This window comes from Trichocoleus sp. FACHB-262, from assembly GCF_014696035.1.
In the GTDB taxonomy this organism is placed as follows: domain Bacteria; phylum Cyanobacteriota; class Cyanobacteriia; order FACHB-46; family FACHB-46; genus Trichocoleus.
The window spans coordinates 1-17,182 of the sequence record NZ_JACJPK010000116.1 but is presented as its reverse complement, the minus strand read 5'-3'; the positions used below and the strand labels follow the sequence as shown (position 1 = coordinate 17,182).

At 48.0% G+C, this 17,182-nt stretch carries 16 protein-coding genes; 5 read left to right on the top strand and 11 right to left on the bottom strand.

Annotated features, from left to right (window positions below):
- Positions 1 to 141: 141 nt before the first annotated feature.
- From H6F68_RS28040 to kdpA, 6 genes are all read right to left on the bottom strand, one after another.
- Positions 142 to 378, bottom strand: a complete 237-nt coding sequence (locus tag H6F68_RS28040) for a hypothetical protein (RefSeq protein ID WP_190564201.1) — start codon at positions 376 to 378, stop codon at positions 142 to 144.
- A gap of 550 nt (positions 379 to 928) precedes the next feature.
- A complete protein-coding gene (locus H6F68_RS28035; protein ID WP_190564193.1) occupies positions 929 to 2,065 on the bottom strand; it encodes a sensor protein KdpD in 1,137 nt (378 codons plus the stop codon).
- 67 nt (positions 2,066 to 2,132) lie between these two features.
- Positions 2,133 to 2,735 carry a K(+)-transporting ATPase subunit C gene (kdpC, locus tag H6F68_RS28030; RefSeq protein ID WP_190441428.1) on the bottom strand — a complete coding sequence of 201 codons (603 nt, stop codon included), beginning with the start codon at positions 2,733 to 2,735 and terminating at the stop codon, positions 2,133 to 2,135.
- Entirely contained in the window at positions 2,735 to 3,016 is a 282-nt protein-coding gene (locus H6F68_RS28025) for a potassium-transporting ATPase subunit F (RefSeq protein ID WP_190564191.1), read from the bottom strand. Before H6F68_RS28025 ends, kdpC begins: the two co-directional genes overlap by 1 nt.
- 25 nt (positions 3,017 to 3,041) lie before the next feature.
- Positions 3,042 to 5,177, bottom strand: coding sequence for a potassium-transporting ATPase subunit KdpB (gene kdpB, locus H6F68_RS28020; protein WP_190564189.1), 2,136 nt, complete (start codon positions 5,175 to 5,177; stop codon positions 3,042 to 3,044).
- A 9-nt stretch (positions 5,178 to 5,186) separates the two neighbouring features.
- Positions 5,187 to 6,884 carry a potassium-transporting ATPase subunit KdpA gene (kdpA, locus tag H6F68_RS28015; protein ID WP_190564187.1) on the bottom strand — a complete coding sequence of 566 codons (1,698 nt, stop codon included), beginning with the start codon at positions 6,882 to 6,884 and terminating at the stop codon, positions 5,187 to 5,189.
- Between the two features lie 406 nt (positions 6,885 to 7,290).
- Between kdpA and H6F68_RS28010 the strand changes: the two genes are divergently transcribed.
- Both H6F68_RS28010 and H6F68_RS28005 read left to right on the top strand, forming a co-directional pair.
- The gene (locus H6F68_RS28010) at positions 7,291 to 8,316 is read left to right on the top strand and encodes a HAMP domain-containing sensor histidine kinase (RefSeq protein ID WP_313930274.1); all 1,026 of its coding nucleotides are present in this window, start codon (positions 7,291 to 7,293) and stop codon (positions 8,314 to 8,316) included.
- A gap of 1 nt (position 8,317) precedes the next feature.
- On the top strand, positions 8,318 to 9,004 hold the full coding sequence (locus H6F68_RS28005; protein ID WP_190564183.1) for a response regulator transcription factor: 687 nt from the start codon (positions 8,318 to 8,320) through the stop codon (positions 9,002 to 9,004).
- A 312-nt stretch (positions 9,005 to 9,316) separates the two neighbouring features.
- Here H6F68_RS28005 and H6F68_RS28000 read toward each other — a convergent pair whose 3' ends face one another.
- The gene (locus H6F68_RS28000) at positions 9,317 to 10,633 is read right to left on the bottom strand and encodes a sensor histidine kinase (RefSeq protein ID WP_190564181.1); all 1,317 of its coding nucleotides are present in this window, start codon (positions 10,631 to 10,633) and stop codon (positions 9,317 to 9,319) included.
- 8 nt (positions 10,634 to 10,641) lie between these two features.
- Positions 10,642 to 12,624 carry a PAS domain-containing hybrid sensor histidine kinase/response regulator gene (locus H6F68_RS27995; protein ID WP_199300457.1) on the bottom strand — a complete coding sequence of 661 codons (1,983 nt, stop codon included), beginning with the start codon at positions 12,622 to 12,624 and terminating at the stop codon, positions 10,642 to 10,644.
- A gap of 800 nt (positions 12,625 to 13,424) precedes the next feature.
- Between H6F68_RS27995 and H6F68_RS27990 the strand changes: the two genes are divergently transcribed.
- Entirely contained in the window at positions 13,425 to 14,003 is a 579-nt protein-coding gene (locus H6F68_RS27990) for a hypothetical protein (protein ID WP_190564197.1), read from the top strand.
- A gap of 721 nt (positions 14,004 to 14,724) precedes the next feature.
- On the opposite strand, the gene H6F68_RS27985 is transcribed toward H6F68_RS27990, so the two are convergent.
- From H6F68_RS27985 to H6F68_RS29690, 3 genes are read right to left on the bottom strand one after another with little or no spacing between them, the layout of a single operon-like run.
- On the bottom strand, positions 14,725 to 15,237 hold the full coding sequence (locus tag H6F68_RS27985; RefSeq protein WP_190564179.1) for a hypothetical protein: 513 nt from the start codon (positions 15,235 to 15,237) through the stop codon (positions 14,725 to 14,727).
- 47 nt (positions 15,238 to 15,284) lie between these two features.
- Positions 15,285 to 15,470, bottom strand: a complete 186-nt coding sequence (locus tag H6F68_RS29695; protein WP_313930273.1) for a hypothetical protein — start codon at positions 15,468 to 15,470, stop codon at positions 15,285 to 15,287.
- Positions 15,470 to 15,625 carry a hypothetical protein gene (locus H6F68_RS29690; RefSeq protein WP_313930272.1) on the bottom strand — a complete coding sequence of 52 codons (156 nt, stop codon included), beginning with the start codon at positions 15,623 to 15,625 and terminating at the stop codon, positions 15,470 to 15,472. The genes H6F68_RS29695 and H6F68_RS29690 overlap by 1 nt, the downstream gene beginning before the upstream one ends.
- Positions 15,626 to 16,011: 386 nt before the next feature.
- On the opposite strand from H6F68_RS29690, the gene H6F68_RS27975 reads away from it, so the two are divergent.
- Together H6F68_RS27975 and H6F68_RS27970 are read left to right on the top strand one after the other, a co-directional pair.
- A complete protein-coding gene (locus tag H6F68_RS27975) occupies positions 16,012 to 16,497 on the top strand; it encodes an HNH endonuclease (RefSeq protein WP_242065696.1) in 486 nt (161 codons plus the stop codon).
- A 100-nt stretch (positions 16,498 to 16,597) separates the two neighbouring features.
- A complete protein-coding gene (locus tag H6F68_RS27970) occupies positions 16,598 to 16,984 on the top strand; it encodes an alr0857 family protein (protein WP_190564177.1) in 387 nt (128 codons plus the stop codon).
- Positions 16,985 to 17,182: the final 198 nt, after the last annotated feature.

Here is a 17,182-nt window from a genome sequence, read left to right as displayed (position 1 = left end):
ACTTGCCTCCCTACTCAACTGGCTACTGGCACGTGCATTCAGTGGCGAAGTGCCTGCGGTGGCTCGATGGGTGATAGAACGATCCAATGCTTGGATGGAGCGCTGTAAAAGTCTAGTAAAGAGCTTTGAGCGAACTCTGTCTCATGCAACAACTAAGATTAACCTCTGCTTTGTCAGGCTAATGCTCAAGCGGCTTGCAGCCTCTCCTTGAGATCTCAAATGGGTTCTATAGAGGCAGATGCCAAAGAGGGCGCGATCGCGATCGCCCTCCAATGCCTTGAACAATTTTGCAATCTCGTAGGAAGATAAAACCTTGGCTTGGCCGTGGCCGTCTACCTTCATTTCACCCACCTTGTTCTTACCTGAAGTAATTATCATTTCTTCGGGTAACTCGACCCAAGCATTGATACTCCGTTGTTACATCTAAAGGGGAAAGAGCAGTTAATCCCAGCTTATCGGTCGCTTCCTTCCGACAATGGCTGAAACCCTGATTCTGTCGTCAATCGATAAGTTTTACTTATTCGTTAGGACCGTTAACGTCGTTTACACCTTGACCCAGAAATATTTGGCTAACCTTGAGGTATTTACGCCAGCAGCGCTTTTAGGATAGCCAGAAATACCGAAGCAGATGATTGGGCGAGAGTGCCTGAGTTATGGGTGAGCAAACTTAAGGCTTTGTCGAAAACCACAAGGCTGCGACAAACGGAGTTAATCTAGCAAGCCATCGGACAGCACCTGGGTGAGGAGGTCACGGCTCTTGGCGATTGCCTCTCAACCATTGAAACTAAGGTCACAGCAATCAGGCAACGGTTACTTAGATTTGTACAACTTGTTACCGAAAATGCCTCAATTCAACAATGTTTATCAACATACTCTGCAAATTCAGGACAACTACTTTAGTTGTCGAGAGCTATAAATATTTCGGCTCCTAAGTTCGCTTCTCTGTGGCAATGATATGGATATCAATATTTTTGAGGGACTTCAGCAGTTGATGAGTCAGCGACCCACGCAACATCAGTCGCCATAAGGATCTTTGGCTTTCACCAATAACAATCTGAGTAATGTAATAGCTTTTAGCAATCTGTGCGATCGCCTTCACTTTGTCGTAGTTTGTCACTCGAATAAATTCTCCACCAAATTCCTTACAGAGCCTTTCGCAAGTTTCAATATGCAAACTCTCTGCCTTAGTTAGGAAACGGTCAGGGTCATCAACAAACAAGCAGTAAAAGGGAGCGTGCATATATCCAGCGATTCGAGCACCTCGTCGAATCAGTTGGATTGCATTGGGATAGGTTGAGACGCAAACTAAGACTCGTTCATGAATGCTGCAAAACGGAGCATCCGCTTTTGTTCCATTTGATGCCTGCTCAAGTGCATCTCCCTCAATGTTGTCAGCAACTTCTCTTAATGCCAGTTCCCTTAAGGCTATCAGGTTACGACGCTGGAAGAAGTTTTGTAGGGATTGGTCAACCTTCTTCAAATCATAGATTTTGCCGTCCTTCAAGCGTTCTTCAAGTGTTTCAGGTGTGACATCAATGACGACTACCTGATCGGCTTCTTCCAGCAGACGATCAGGAATTCGCTCTCGTACCACAACCCCTGTAATTCGAGCAACGAGATCGTTAAGGCTCTCTAGGTGCTGAATATTGACTGTTGAATACACGTCAATCCCTGCTGCCAAAACAACTTCCACATCCTGATACCGTTTTTCTCGCTGAGAACCAGGGACATTGGTATGAGCGAGTTCGTCAATGAGAACCAGTTGTGGCTGGCGAGCGAGAACTGCGTCCGTATCCATCTCAGACAAAATGATGTCAGAGCAGTTAATTTGCTGTCTGGGTACTACTTCTAATCCTTCTGCTCGTTGTGCGGTCTCTTGCCGATTGTGAGTTTCCAGTAAGCCAAGTACGACATCAATGCCCTCTTGCCGGAGACGATGCCCTTCCTCCAGCATTCGGTACGTTTTGCCGACACCTGGTGCCATGCCGATGAAGATTTTATGCTTACCTCGATGGGCAGGGCAAATATAGGTGCTGTCAGGTGGAGGATTTGACGAGTGATACATACTCCAAGCAAGGCGGTTCAATGATTCCTTCCGTACACATAAGCTGAAAGTTCGTGGGATAGACTCATTAGCTAGCTAATGAGTCTAAAGCGAGGTTAAGCTTCAGTACATTGACACCCGGTTCACCAAAGATGCCTAAGAATCGACCATCCGTATTCTGATTGATCAAATCTTCAAGTTGACTGGGTTGCAGTCCCCGTGCCGTTGCAACTCGCGTAATTTGCGCTCTAGCAGCTTCGGGTGTGATATGAGGGTCAAGGCTGGAACCAGAGGTGTAAAGCAAATCAGCAGTCGCTTGAATACCTGCCTGATTTAATTGGGCGCTGGTTTCTTGAACTCGTGTAAGCAAATCAGAATTAGAAGGAGCGAGGTTACTCGCTCCCGACACACCCGTTTTGAGGATGCCAGACTCATCTTTAGATGGATCAGCCGTGCTGTAGCTGGTGGTACTAGGACGACTGTTGAAGTAGCGATCGCTCGTAAAGGGCTGTCCAATCAAGGCTGACCCAACAGGTTGGCCTTGAGCACTGGTCAGAATACTGCCGTTTGCCTGGAAGGGAAAGGCGATTTGCCCAACGGCAACCATAACTAGTGGATAAATCAATGCAGTGATGACCCAAAGTACCAGAGTGGATCGAATAGCTCTACCTGCCTCGCGTGCAAAACTCATTAGAATTTCTCCGGTACAAACATGACAAAGAACAAATAGACCGAGAGTGCAAGGGTTCCCAGCCCTAATAGCCCTAATGCCCAGGCTTGTGTGCGAGAGAATTCATGACTACTAGCGGCGTAAACGACGGGTGCAACAATTAGGTTAAAGCACAGAGCCAGAAACAAGTACAGCGGTAGCTTTTGCCTGCGCCACTCTGACCAAATTTCTGCAACCTCTTCAAGCGCTTGAGTGGGTGTTTGAAGAGATGAGAGTAATAATTTTAGAGAATTGAGTTTCATAGCAATAAGGGGGTTGGCTTAAGGGTTAGGACAGCGGCAGAATCAAGTCGATCGCCTTAATCGCAATAAACGGCGCAATAATACCGCCTAAGCCGTAAATCAAAATGTTGCGTTGTAGTAGTTGATCGGCAGTGAGCGGCCGGAACTGCACACCCCGCAAAGCCAGGGGAATCAAGACGGGGATAATTAGGGCGTTGTAAATTAGAGCAGAAACGATCGCGGACTGGGCACTTTTTAAGCCCATGATGTTGAGTGCACCAATTCCAGCCGCCGCAAAAATGGTTGGGATGATGGCAAAGTATTTAGCGATGTCATTAGCAACTGAGAATGTTGTCAGGGCACCACGGGTAATCAGCAGTTGTTTGCCGATCGTCACCAAGTCAATCAATTTGGTTGGGTCAGAGTCTAGATCCACCATGTTGGCGGCTTCTTTGGCTGCCTGTGTTCCAGAATTCATCGCCAAACCAACGTTGGCTTGCGCCAGAGCTGGTGCATCATTCGTGCCATCTCCAGTCATGGCAACGAGCTTGCCTTGAGCCTGTTCACTGCGAATCACATCAATTTTGTCTTCAGGGGTCGCTTCCGCAATAAAATCATCGACTCCAGCTTCTTGAGCGATCACAGAAGCGGTAATGCGATTGTCTCCGGTGAGCATGATGGTTTTGACACCCATACGCCGTAATTGGTCAAACCGCTCTCGCAGTCCGGATTTCACAATATCTTTCAGGTAAATCACCCCATAGATGTCATTGTCCAGGCAAACAGCGAGGGGCGTGCCACCTAAACGCGACACTTGCTCGTAGGCTTCATCCAATGTTGAGGGCACTTGACCACCACGCGATCGCACAAATCCTTTAATGGCATCCACTGCTCCCTTGCGATATTCCTTGCTATTCAGGTCAGTTCCACTCATACGGGTGCGGGCTGAGAACTCAATTCCTTCTGCGGGTTTACCGTCTAAATCAACTCTGGCACCCAGCTTTTGGGCGAGTTGGACAATCGATCGTCCTTCTGGGGTTTCATCGAACAGACTGGCGAGCAGACAAACGTTCGAGACTTCCTCAAGGTCATGACCATTGACCGGAATAAACTCGTTGGCTAAGCGATTTCCCAGCGTAATCGTGCCCGTTTTATCGAGAACTAATGTATTCACATCACCGCAAGCTTCTACGGCGCGCCCGGAGGTGGCAATGACGTTGAACTGAGCAACTCGATCCATGCCAGCAATGCCGATGGCACTCAACAACCCACCGATCGTGGTGGGAATCAGTGCCACCAGAAGCGAGATGAGGATAGCGATGCTGGTTCCGGAACGGAGACTGTTTCCTGCCTCTGTGCCTAAAGTGTTATCCAGGAAACCCGCAATGTAGCCAGAAATCGAAGGAGTTGTGGCGACGACAATCAGAAACACCTGAGTTAGCACTGCCAGCAAGACCGTCAGGGCAATTTCATTCGGAGTTTTGCTGCGCTCGGCTCCTTCTACTAGAGAGATCATGCGATCGATGAAACCCTGACCCGGATCAGAGGTAATTCGGATTACCAGTTCATCTGAGAGGAGACGAGTTCCCCCTGTGACCGAACTGGCAATGTCTGTTCCCGGTTGCTTCAGAACCGGAGCCGATTCTCCAGTAATCGCAGATTCATCGACAGACCCTAGTCCCTGAATGACTTCCCCATCGGCAGGAACCATGTCTCCAGCCATGACTTTCACTTGATCACCCCGGCGCAACTCGGTTGAACTAATCTCTTGAATCGAACCATCGGGTAGCATTTTGCGGGCAGTCGTGTCAGAGCGGGTCGATCGCAGCGCATCTGCTTGTGCCTTGCCTCGTCCTTCCGCCACCGCTTCAGCGAAATTAGCAAACAGAACCGTAAAAAACAGGATGAGCGTGATGATGCCATTCAGTAACCGCTGCTGTCCAACTTCTCCCTGAACTGTGCCAAACAGATTGGGATTGATAGTAACAAGCAAGGTGACGATCGTCCCTAACCACACCACGAACATGACCGGGTTTCGCACCGCCACACGCGGATTGAGTTTAACAAATGATTCTCGAATTGCCCGTTGGTAAAGTCCTTTGCGATCGGCTTTGGGAGTATGGTTGCGATCGCCCCGACGACCACTGGGCACGCGAATTGAACGTGACTTCTCTAGTTTCATAGTGATCGATTACCCAATCCCTCTCACAATTTGAAATGCTTCTGCAACGGGACCTAATGCCAGCACTGGCAAGAACGTGAGTGCGCCCAAGATTAGAACCACACCGGCTGTGACTCCGGTAAACAACCCCGTATCGGTGCGTAGTGTTCCTGCCGTTTCGGGCACAGGTTGCTTACGAGCCATGCCATCTGCTAGCAGCAGCAATGACACAATGGGAATATAACGTCCTGCCAGCAGGCTAAAACTAGTGCTCAAATTCCACCAAAGGCTCCCATCGCCTAACCCTTCTAAGCCAGATCCGTTGTTGGCAGCAGCAGAAGCGTACTCGTAAATCACCTGTGACAATCCATGAAATCCGGGATTACTAATGCCCGCCAGTTGCCCAGACGATGCCAAGGTAATAGCAGATGGAATCAAAACAGCGATTGGGTGAATCAGCAACAGGAGAAAGGTTGCCAGTACAACTTCCCGTTTCTCAATCTTGCGTCCCAAGAATTCAGGCGTGCGTCCGACCATTAAGCCTGTGACAAATACCGCCAGAATCAGGTAGGCAAAGAGATACGCCGTTCCCGTTCCCTGTCCACCAAACACAATTTGCAGAAACATGTTGGACAGGGTGACAAAACCGCCATTGGGCATTAATGAGTCGTGCATGCTGTTGATCGCACCACACATACTGGCGGTTGTGAATACGGCAAACAGAGCAGACTGTGCCCAGCCAAATCGAACTTCTTTCCCTTCTAAATTAGGGGCTTGACTGCCTAGGAGTGCATTCACCGCAGGATTGCCCTGATACTCTCCGATCGCCGTAATCGTAATAAAGACAACTAGGAGCGTCAGCGGAATGCAATACACCAACCAGGCTTGCTTCAAGTTATTTGCGAAGATGCCATAGGTAATGATCATTGAGGACGGAATCACGAGCATTGCGACTAGTTCAACCAGATTCGTGAATCCATTCGGGTTCTCAAAGGGGTGTGCCGAGTTGATGCTAAAGAATCCGCCGCCGTTCTCGCCCAACTCCTTAATAATCTCGAAGTGAGCAACGGAACCACGGGCGATCGCCTGACTGATTGCCGGATTCTCTAAAGTTGGCACGACGGCTGGACCTGCTAACGTTTCTGGTATTCCAGCCGCGATGAAGAGGACTGCACCGACCATACTGATGGGCAATAGAATCCGAGTGATGGACTGGATCATATCAACATAGAAGTTACCCAACGGTCTGCCCGTCAACCCTCGGATGAAAGCGATCGCTACTGCAATGCCCGTTGCCGCCGAAGTAAACATCATGAAACCCAGAGCCGCAAACTGACTGAAGTAGCTGTAGGTTGTTTCGCCGGAGTAATGCTGCTGATTCGTATTCGTCACAAAGGAAATCGCTGTGTGCAGAGCCAGATGCCAAGAAGGCGCACTTAAACCAGTGGGATTAAAGGGTAATACGCCTTGAAACATGAAAATCAAGTAGATAAACACCAGCATCGCTAGGTTGCTATACAGCACTGCCCTGGCATATTGCCATCCGGTCATTTCCTCGCGTGTCCGCACTCCACTCAGCGTGAAAATAACTCGATCGAGAGAATTGAGCGCTGGGTCGAGAAAGGTGCGTTGCTTCATAAATACACGTGCCATGTAGCGACCAAAAAATGGCGTAATTGCCACTACAATCACCAGCGTTAATATAATCTGAATCCATCCTTGCAACATAGTTCTGTTGAACTCGAATGTGAGCCACAAGCCATTGCTGATTCGTTATGACCTGGCAATAGCTATCACCTATTGATAGTGAAACTCTAATTCAAGAATTACAAGGTATAGGGCAGCGTTTATTATGCTTTTTGGACTGTTGATATAGTCTTAAAAAGTGATGTTTAGGAAGTATTTAGAAGGTGTTTAGATGAGTTCTATACCTGCAAATATAAGTTTGTATCTAAACGCAAATTAAGTTGTATTTCCAGGGGAATTTACTTAAAGTTAGCTAAACTTTCAAGAATAAGGCTAGCTCAGTCATTGTTCTTCTTGTTTCAGTAGCCAAATGTTGTACTCTCAACGTACTTTTCACTTAAAGGGCCGGCATTTTAAAACATTTTGGTTAGTGGTAGGACTTTTTGTAGTGCTTTTCTTTCTGGAGTTGGAAACTCCCCCTAATTACGTATTTGGCTATCTCTACACTGGTCCAATTCTGCTGGCAAGCGTTCACTTGAGCCGGAAGGTCACATTTCTGCTCACTCTGGTCGCCTGTATTCTCACTCTGATAAATATTTGGTTACCAGGACTCGAAACTGTTGAAGTTTCCACAATCGCCAGTCGAATCATTGCAACATTTGCACTTATCGTGACGGGTGTACTGAGCGATCGCAATCGTTTATATCAGCAGACGGTACTCCAGCAACAAACCAAATTAGAGGCACAGGAGAAGTTGGCAAGTGTGCGAGAAGACTTTGCCTCCGCCCTAACTCATGATTTAAAGACTCCTTTGTTAGGAGCGATCGAAACGTTAAAAGCCTTTCAGCAGGGCACCTTTGGCGCGGTTCAATCCAGTCAGCAACGTGTTTTTGCAACAATGGTACGTAGCCATAAAACAACGCTGCAAATGGTTGAAACCCTGCTGGATGTCTACCGAAACGATACGGAGGGGTTACAGCTTAATCTTGCCCCAGTGGATCTGGTGGAGATCGCAGAAGAAGTTACTGCAACCATGACTGACCTGGCTGCTAGTCGCCGGGTTCACATCTCTCTCCGCTATGGAGCCTCGGATTTTCGCCAGTTTCTTTGGGTTAAAGGCGATACATTACAACTTCAACGGGTCATTGCAAATCTGCTCACTAATGCCATTAACCACTCCCCTCGTGGTGAACGGGTTGAAATCATCCTAGAAGCTGGTTCTTCGTCTCAAACCGTGAAAGTAATTGACAATGGAGCGGGCATTAAGCTAGACGAGCTTCTCCACCTATTTGAACGATTTTATCAGGGACAGAGCGATCGCCAGGCAAAAGGGTCAGGCTTAGGGCTTTACCTGTCCCGCCAGATCGTAGAGGCACACGGCGGTACAATTTGGGCAGAGAATCGGCAATTCACTGGGGCAACCTTTGCCTTTCGGCTCCCGACCCTCCCCTATACCCCTCCCCGCTCCGCTTAAGATGGCATTTCCACCACTCAAAATTCTTCTGGTTGAGGATGACGAACTCTTTCGTCTTGGCTTACGGGTGCGGTTAGAGCAAGAGTCAGGGCTAGAAATTGTGGCAGAGGCGGAAGATGGGGAAACAGCAATCGAGCTGGTTAAATGTCACGTGCTCAACATTGTCGTTCTTGATATTGGGCTACCGGGTCTGGGTGGGATTGAAGCCTGTCGGCAAATCAGAAAGTTAGCTCTAAATTTGCCAATTCTTGTACTAACTTCCCACACGCAAAAAGCTTTAATTAACCGAATCATCGAAGTTGGGGCACAGGGTTACTGTGTTAAAGGTGCACCATCACATAGCTTAATTCTCGCAATTCGATCGGTCGCTGTCGGAGCATCGTGGTGGGATTCTGCCGCTACAACTGAAATTCGGGCTGCCTTTGAAAATAACTCCGGTACTACTGCAGCTAGAGACTCAGAAAAAATGCCACCTGTTCTGACTCGACGAGAACAGGAAATCCTAGCTTTAATTACCGATGGCAAAACCAATCAGGAAATCGCCCAAATACTGTACATCGCCCCTGGAACAGTGCGAGTCCATGTTCATGCAATTTTGCAGAAGCTGGACGTGCGCGATCGAACTCAGGCTGCTATCATCGCAATTCAAAACAAATTGATTGCTCGGGACTTATTATCCGAGCACTAAAGTGCCAAATATCTTGGGTACTAATCGAAACATTACCGGTAGTGGACTAGACCTAGCCTATGAATCTGCCCTCATTGTCCAGCTCGCTCTATGAAGAGTCCTGCCCCTGGTGAGTCGGAGTCAACCCTAGCCACGACCACTGCAACTGTGCAGGTGCTACCGCAACAGCTCACGAACGAATAGCTAGTGTGAGGCTGCTGGTGGGGGGCAGAGGAGGCTCTAAGAGAGATGTCATAGTGGTTTTCAGTTCAAATTGCTGCTTGCAGTTTGAAGCAATCTTGTGGTTTTCCACAAACACCTTCAAAGAATCAATTACAACGTTAGTGCTGCGCGAATTGGCATCGTAATGACAAACTCTGTACCCTGTCCTGCTACGGAGATACACTCAAGTTGCCCCCCATGTTTTTCAACAATAATTTGATGGCTAATGGGTAAACCCAAACCCGTGCCTTTGCCAATGGGCTTGGTCGTAAAAAAGGGCTCAAACAGTTTGGACTTGAATTCCTCCTTAATTCCCATACCGTTGTCGGCAATTCGGATACAAACGTGATGTTGATCTAACATTTCTGTGCAAATCCGAATGGTAGCAGTGCCGGTGGGTTGGCTATTGCCTCTGGGCAACCAACAACTTAGCATCGATTCCTCCAAGGCATCAATGGCGTTGGCAATCAAGTTCATGAAGACCTGGTTCAATTGGCCTGGGTAACACTCAATTTCGGGTAGAACCCCATACTCCTTGATGAGCTGAATCCCCGCATGTTCTGGCTTTGCTTTCAAACGATGTTGCAGAATCAGGAGCGTACTCTCAATCCCTGCATGAATATCCACGGCTTTCAGGTTAGCCTGGTCCAAGCGAGAAAAGTTCCGTAAGCCTTGCACAATCTCCAGAATTCTGCCCGTTCCCAGTTTCATCGAGGATAAGGTTTTCGGTAGGTCAGACAAAATAAAATCGAGGTCAATGTTTTCTGCTTTTGCTTGCACCGCTGAGACGGGATGGGGATAATGTTGCTGATACACCTGAAGCAAACTCAGGACATCTTGCATGTATTGATCCAGATACGTGACATTGCCATGCACAAAATTAATCGGGTTATTGATTTCGTGGGCGATTCCTGCCACCAGCTGACCAAGTGCAGACATCTTTTCACTTTGCACTAACAGCATCTGCGATTGTTGCAATTGGGTTAGGGCATTGGATAATGCAGCGGTCCTTTGCGCCACCCGCTTCTCCAAATCTTGGTTGAGGTGATAGAGCTTGAGGTGGATGCTGACTCGGGCAAGCACTTCCTCCTGTTGAAAAGGTTTGGTAATGTAATCAACGGCTCCGAGGGTTAAGCCTTTGACCTTGTCTAGGGTGTCAGCCAGCGCCGTCATAAAGATGACCGGAATCTCTTGCGTGGTTGGCGCAGCTTTGAGCCGACGGCAGGTTTCAAACCCATCGATGCCTGGCATCATCACATCCAGCAAGACCAGGTCTGGAGAGACCGATTTCAATCTCTCCAGGGCACTTTCCCCACTCTTCGCCACTAACACTCGATACCCTGACTCTTTGAGCAACTCAAACAACACCTTGGTATTGTTCGGATTGTCATCCACAATCAGAATTAAACTCGTTTGATGAGTGGTCATAGCGGGGCCTACGTAGCTGGTTCAACCTGTTGCTTCACAAACTTCAAGATTGCTTCGTCATCCATTGCTTGTGCAAACTGAAGCAATTGCTGGGCAAAGGGCTGATACTGCACGTTGAGTTGCGCCAGTCGTTGAGCTTCCTGCTCCACGCTGTCGATGTCACCAATGCGAGCCGCTGCGTATAGCGCTTCAAGTTCCTCAGCGGGAGGGGCAATGAGTGCAGAGACAGCAGAAGCTTTAACTGAAGGTTGTGCCTGCTGATGATTTACCTCATAAATCCAAGTGAGGTCTAGATGCTGGCGGAACTGTTCTAGCAATTCATCAGATTGCACAGGTTTGGGCAGAAAGTCATTGCAGCCTGCTTGCTGACTTTGCTGGCGATCGAAGTTGAAGACACTCGCAGAAGAGGCAATAATTGCCGTGTTTTGGAATTGCGGCAGCGATCGCAGCTTTTGGGTCATCTCCAACCCGCCGAGCACCGGCATGACCAAATCAGTGAGAACTAGGTCAGGTTGCCACTCTAAAGCTTTGTCATAGCCCTCTTGACCATTTACCGCCTCCATGAGTTCAAATCCTAAAGGCTCCAGTAGGTTGACAATCACAGAGCGATTTTCCCAGCGATCATCAACAATCAGTACTTTGCACTTCTCACCCTCATAGCCCACGACTAGGCTCGCTGGGTTCCCATTGTTCGACTCTACCCACTCATCGGATTCGGTGAGTTCGACATCAAACCAAAACTTGCTGCCCTGGCCAGGCATACTTTCAACCTTGATTTCGCTGCCCATCATTTGCACGATTTGCAAGCTGATGGCGAGCCCCAAGCCAGTGCCTTCTGCCATCCGTTCTTGGTCCCCGACTTGTTCAAACGGCATGAAGATCTTCTCAACTTGCTCTGAGGTCATGCCAACCCCTGTGTCTTCCACTTGGAAGCGAATCTTAATGGCAGATGAATTGGTGGTAGTGGCAGATGCTTGGCGATCGCTCTGAGGCGACTCTACCACTACCCCAACCTTGAACGTCACACCCCCTTTGTCCGTGAATTTAATGGCATTGCCCAACAGGTTAATCAAGACTTGACGCAGCCGCTTTTCATCGGCAAACACAGCCTTGGGCAAACGGTTCAGGACTTCGTAGGTAAAGTGAATTTCCTTTTGCTCAGCTTTGATGCGACACATTTCCACAATGCTAGTGAGGAAGGACTCAACGTGGAAATTCTTGGAGAAAAACTCTAGCTTACGCGCTTCAATTTTGGAGAGGTCTAAGATGTCATTAATCAAGGTGAGCAGATGAGAGCCACACTGGTGAATGATACTGACTCCATCTTTCTGCTTCGGATTAGCCGCTTTATCGCGCAGCAGAATCTGCGCGTAGCCTAAAATTCCGTTGAGCGGAGTACGGAGTTCGTGGCTCATGTTGGCGAGGAACTCACTCTTCGCTTTGTTGGCGCTATCGGCCAGTTCTTTAGCTTGTTGGAGTTCATTCGTCCGCTCTTCAACGCGGAATTCCAAGTCTTTGTTGGTTTGTTCAAGTTGCAATTGGGTTTGTTGCAGAGCTTGTAGAGTTTGTTCTAGCTGGTGAGTTTTCTGTTTTAACGCTTCTTCTGCTAGCTTCCGAGCTGTATTGTCCCTCGTGAAGCAGCGTGTGTGGATGAACTGACCGTTCTCATCGCGATACACGCTTGAATCAATCAGGACGTGCTTAATCGAGCCGTCCTTACAAACCATTTTGGCTTCGTAGTTATGGAGGGTTTCGTTGGCCGTCAAACGGCAGAGAATATCGTTAATCACATCTTCCTCGGCATGGAACTGAGCGATGTGTTGACCCACATAGTCTTCAGGAGAGTAGCCCAGAGAGTGCAATTCCGATTTGTTGGCCCACAGAATCGTCCCATCAGGCCCAACCCAGTGTAGACACAACGCCCCATTTTCCACAAAATCGGTCAGCTTGTCATATTGATGGCGGAGTTGTTCTTCAGAGAGTGGTTGCATCGCTATCTCATCCCTCAACTGCTAGAAGTTCACTAGACGGGTTGGCAAATAGCCCCTGAAATCCTTGAATGCTCCATATAGGCCAGATCCTAGCTTTTCAATCAAAAATCACTAAAAGCTGACTACGAGAGCGTTTTGCGGATGTCTAAGCTTATTGCCAACGACTCTAATTAAATCAAGGTTCCCTAAAACTCCGATAAGCTAGCAGATTGAAGGCAGTTACACCTCCTCTTCTTGAGATTGCTACAGGATACGATACCGTTGGCTGATAGGTGATGTTCTAGACCTGCCAATTAGCCGACATCACTATCTATTAAAAGAAGATTTTGACCAAAGCGATTGCTCCTAGAAGCTGGGAGAGGCGATCGCGATCGTTGCTTAAGTACTAAGCAATCAAAGACTATCAAAAAAGGGATATAAATTGACGAGGCTGAAACGACCTGAAATCAGGGTGGGAGTTATGAGTCAAAGGCCTATCAAAAAAGGGTCCTTTTTTGATACCCTGGCGGCACACGAATGGGGCGATCGCCCTAAATCTTAATTGCGGGGGACGCAATTACTCAACGAGAGAATGAGGGTTTTAGGCTTCAAAAACACCTAAGATTACGCTTGTAGTACGGGTGTTTTTGCATTTTGTAGGCCAGAATTAGTCCAGCTCGTTGTAGTACACATAGATCGAGCCTGTTTCAAACTTTCTACCGCTGAGTTCGGGCTACTGGCAGCCCCTGAGCGCAACCGTTGTACAGCTCTGACTTTTAGTGAAGGCGCAACTGCAAATTCTTTATCAGCAGTCAAAAATAATGAGTACGACAAGTAGCCTCTATGCAGAAGTTTGGAGGGATAACCAATGGGAACCAATTCCAAAACCAAATTGGTCAAAGGGCAAAAGTGTACCAGTTGGCGCTATAAGCCTCGGTACACCATACGAGTTATTTGCAGCTTTGGTGGGCTTTCATCGCCGCGAACTCTATCATCTTGGGCATACAGAAGAAATAGTTCCTCTTTCCCAACCGCGTGGTTTTCCAGCAGATATGAATTCTGTTTACAAAGAGTATTTTGAGAATAATTGGTCTAGCTTAAATCGTTATCTCACTTGGTTCATGGTTCAAGAAGTCATTGATTATGATTGGGGCAGGAAATTTCCACCCTGTACTGGGTATGTGAAAAGTCAGTATGCTCATTTATTTTGCAGTTCAGCTTCTTTCCCGGATAGTTTTCCAGATGATGAACCTGTTTATATGACGCAAAGAGAAGGGACAACCGAGGTTGCATGGGTAGAAAGCTACCGTGAGTTTGTAGGGTGTCTAGACTGGTTTGTTGAAGAGTTACTAGAGTTGGGCAATCCAGAAGAAATAAGAATCATTTTCTGGCTTCACTGAATCAGCGATCGCCTTTGCCAACGAATTGAGATACTGTTAATATTCCAGCTATTGAGAATGCTTGAAACTGCTGATATACCAAGACCTCAAGCTAAAAATTCCTGCCTTGGGGTTGTAGGGGTCAGAAGCTCAAAGTGTAAGGGATCTCTACTGATATTTAGGCAAAGTTTAGGCAAGAAAAGTAAAGCGCTCTCTACAACCTATAGCTAGAGAGCGCTTTATTATTTCCATGAAAGGACTGCAAATCCTTTACCTCAAATCAACCTGCAAATATTCGGTCGTTTTATTTACTCTTCCCTTGCCCAAACCAAAACGCAGCTTCCACTACTCAGCACCTGTAAATAAACTCGTTTCCAAATCAACGTCTCAATTCTTCCTAAAGCGGATGAGTTTGTTTACGGGTATGCCCAAAAGGGGCTGCTTCTGAAAGGAGAGAATTATTGACAAATAGAGTACACCCTTAATGTCATCATTTTTGACTTGTGCTAAACCTTGAAACTCCTAGTGCTCGGGAAACAAAATTAGAGGAAACTCTATTTGTCAGATTGGTGGGATAACCTTTATTTGAAGCGATCCGCTAAGGGTGCAGAGAGAGCCAATGCCTTCTAGTTCGTTGCAAAGGGTTACTGACCGAGCGCCTGCGACTCGAAATCGCTGGAACCCTGATTCTGTCGTTGGCTGATAAGTTTTACTTAATTTGTGGGCGCTGCTAGGACAGCCTTCAAAAATTCCCTGTCCGGTTTAGCAAAGCCTCGACTTGCACCTTTGCCTGCTCGATCTCCTGGCGCGACTCTGAGGAGCCGGAGTCGAAGACAGCACCATTGAACATTGTGACTCTAAGAGAGTAGCTAGGAGACCCATCACTCCATTCCTGAGTGCGAATGTGAATGCTCTCAATTAATGACAGCGGCAGCACTTGCGTCCGTTGAGGCACGATAGGGGCACGTTCTGAGTAAGTGAAAGTTGAGCGTAGCGCATTGAAGGTCATCTGAGAACTCAGCCCAGCCAATGCAGCAAAAAGGAATAACCCACTCACTGCGATCGCACCGGCTGAGACAAGGGCAAAGAGCAGGAAAACTGGGTTCCAATAGTCATGCCATTGCACGCGCCACAACAGTTCGTAGGGTGCGAGCAGAGGAATCAGACTCAGCAGCGCCAAGAAAATCCGCTTTCCTACAGGCATGGCGGAGATGATATCGACGCGCTCTGCGTGATCTGAAACTTGGATTACCACGTTCTATCCATTGCTCCCACATCTCGGTTTATCCACTCTACTCACGCTTAAGCGCTCAAAGGAACTAGTTCGCCAGTGATTGTGAGCCCTAGCTTCATCGGTTGTTGTGGTTGGATTAATTGACCTGTGATCGCGCAGTACTCTTCTTGCTGAGCGATCGCCTCAAACGTAACTCGAATCTCTGACCTAGACAAAAGCGGAGTTTGGGAAGGCGATCGTTGCTCCAAAGGCATTAACCGTTGCTCACGAATTGCCAAAGTATTTCTCGAATGAGGGTTTGATACCCTTGCTCACCGGAAAGCTCTCGCAATCGCTCTTTAAGTTCAGCTTCCAGCCGGATACTCGTCACTTGCATTTCCGAAGTGGAACTTGGTCTGCGTGTATCCATACCGAACTACCTAATTTCAAAAAGTGGACAAGATAATACTACAAGTGTAGTATGTAGCTATCCAGATTTGTAATACAAGTAATCCAGCCTTCTATGATCCGTCTCCTACTCGCCAGCTTATCCAGTGCCCTTGTTCTTCCCCATCGAGGTTGGGGTAGCGCATCGGTGCTGTTTGCGTGCGAGGAGACGTATCGATTTAGTGGTGGTCAATCCGCCAACAAAGGCATTGATGGGATAGTCGCCGGACAATTCAATCCAGATCAACTGACTAGCAGCGGGAGGTGCAGGTTTAGCCTGACACCGACATAGGGAAACAGCACGTCAACTTCCTTTACCCCCGCTCCTGGTCAACAGCAGTGGGGGTTGTTTTTTGAGGAGTGAATTTTATGCAAGCAACAGAGCAGAGTCAGAAGATTCCAATACTACACAACCAGGTCGTAGTCTTCTCCAAGAACTACCTTCCCCTGGCACGTATCAACATTAAGCGAGCGATCGTGCTTCTAGTCACGGGCCAGGCAGAATCACTAGAGTTCAGCAGTCTCCAGACTTGGGAAGTGCGTTCTCCTAGCGTTGTACTACAAGTGCCGGAGCATATCCGTTTGACGAGTGGCAATCCAGAGCGGCAGTGGAAGCTACCACCTGTGAATCGTCGAGAAGTCTTCCGTCGCGATCACCATGCCTGCCAGTACTGCGGCAGTACCAAGCGTCTCACCCTGGATCATGTCATTCCCCGTTCCAAAGGTGGCACTCACACCTGGGACAACGTAGTGGCTGCGTGCGAGAAGTGCAATTCAGCTAAGGGCGATTCTCCTGCGGAGAGGCTTCGCCAACGCCTCTTACACGACAGACACCGGGATGGTGCTCAGAAGTAAGCCCAGAGCACCCATCCACCCTGCCATTGCATTTGCAGAACAGTTCTGGAAAGAGCAGCCCACTGACCATTGAGCTGAATAGAAGAAGGAGGCGAGACCAATGTTGAAGTTGAACTACACCGAAGACGGATTGTACATGGAGCGGCTGATGACCTCTCCAGAACTGGCGATCGCTCAGCGAGTTGTTCTCGCCATGCGCTTAGGACAGCCCCTTCAAGTCGAGCCCGGTCACGCCTCCTTTCTCTTACCTGCTGATGTTCCTGAACTGGAGCAGTTAGAGTTGTCACTATGTCAAGAGTGCCGTGGAAGAGTCAATGTCACTCCAGTCGATGACGAGCTTGTAGAAGTCAGTCTGAGTGGAAGCTGGATTGCTGAGAGCAAGGAAGCTCATGAAGGGATGTTCCTCACTGTGCTCAGCGATCGCACCGAGTTCTTCATCTACAAGCTGTGGCAGATGAGTGAAGTACATGTTTCTTCCTTAGCGTAGAAACTACAACTCAGTCCGAGAGGGCAGTCTAGCCATCCTTTCCACTATTGCCCTCTCACCTCTCAAAAGAAATTTGTAGTATCCCCTTGACACTCTGTAGTACATTGTATTACAACTGTAGTATCAACACTACAGCCCCTCACAAAGGCTCTGTAGTCAACCTTCTGAACCTTGACAACTTCATATAAATGCCACCTT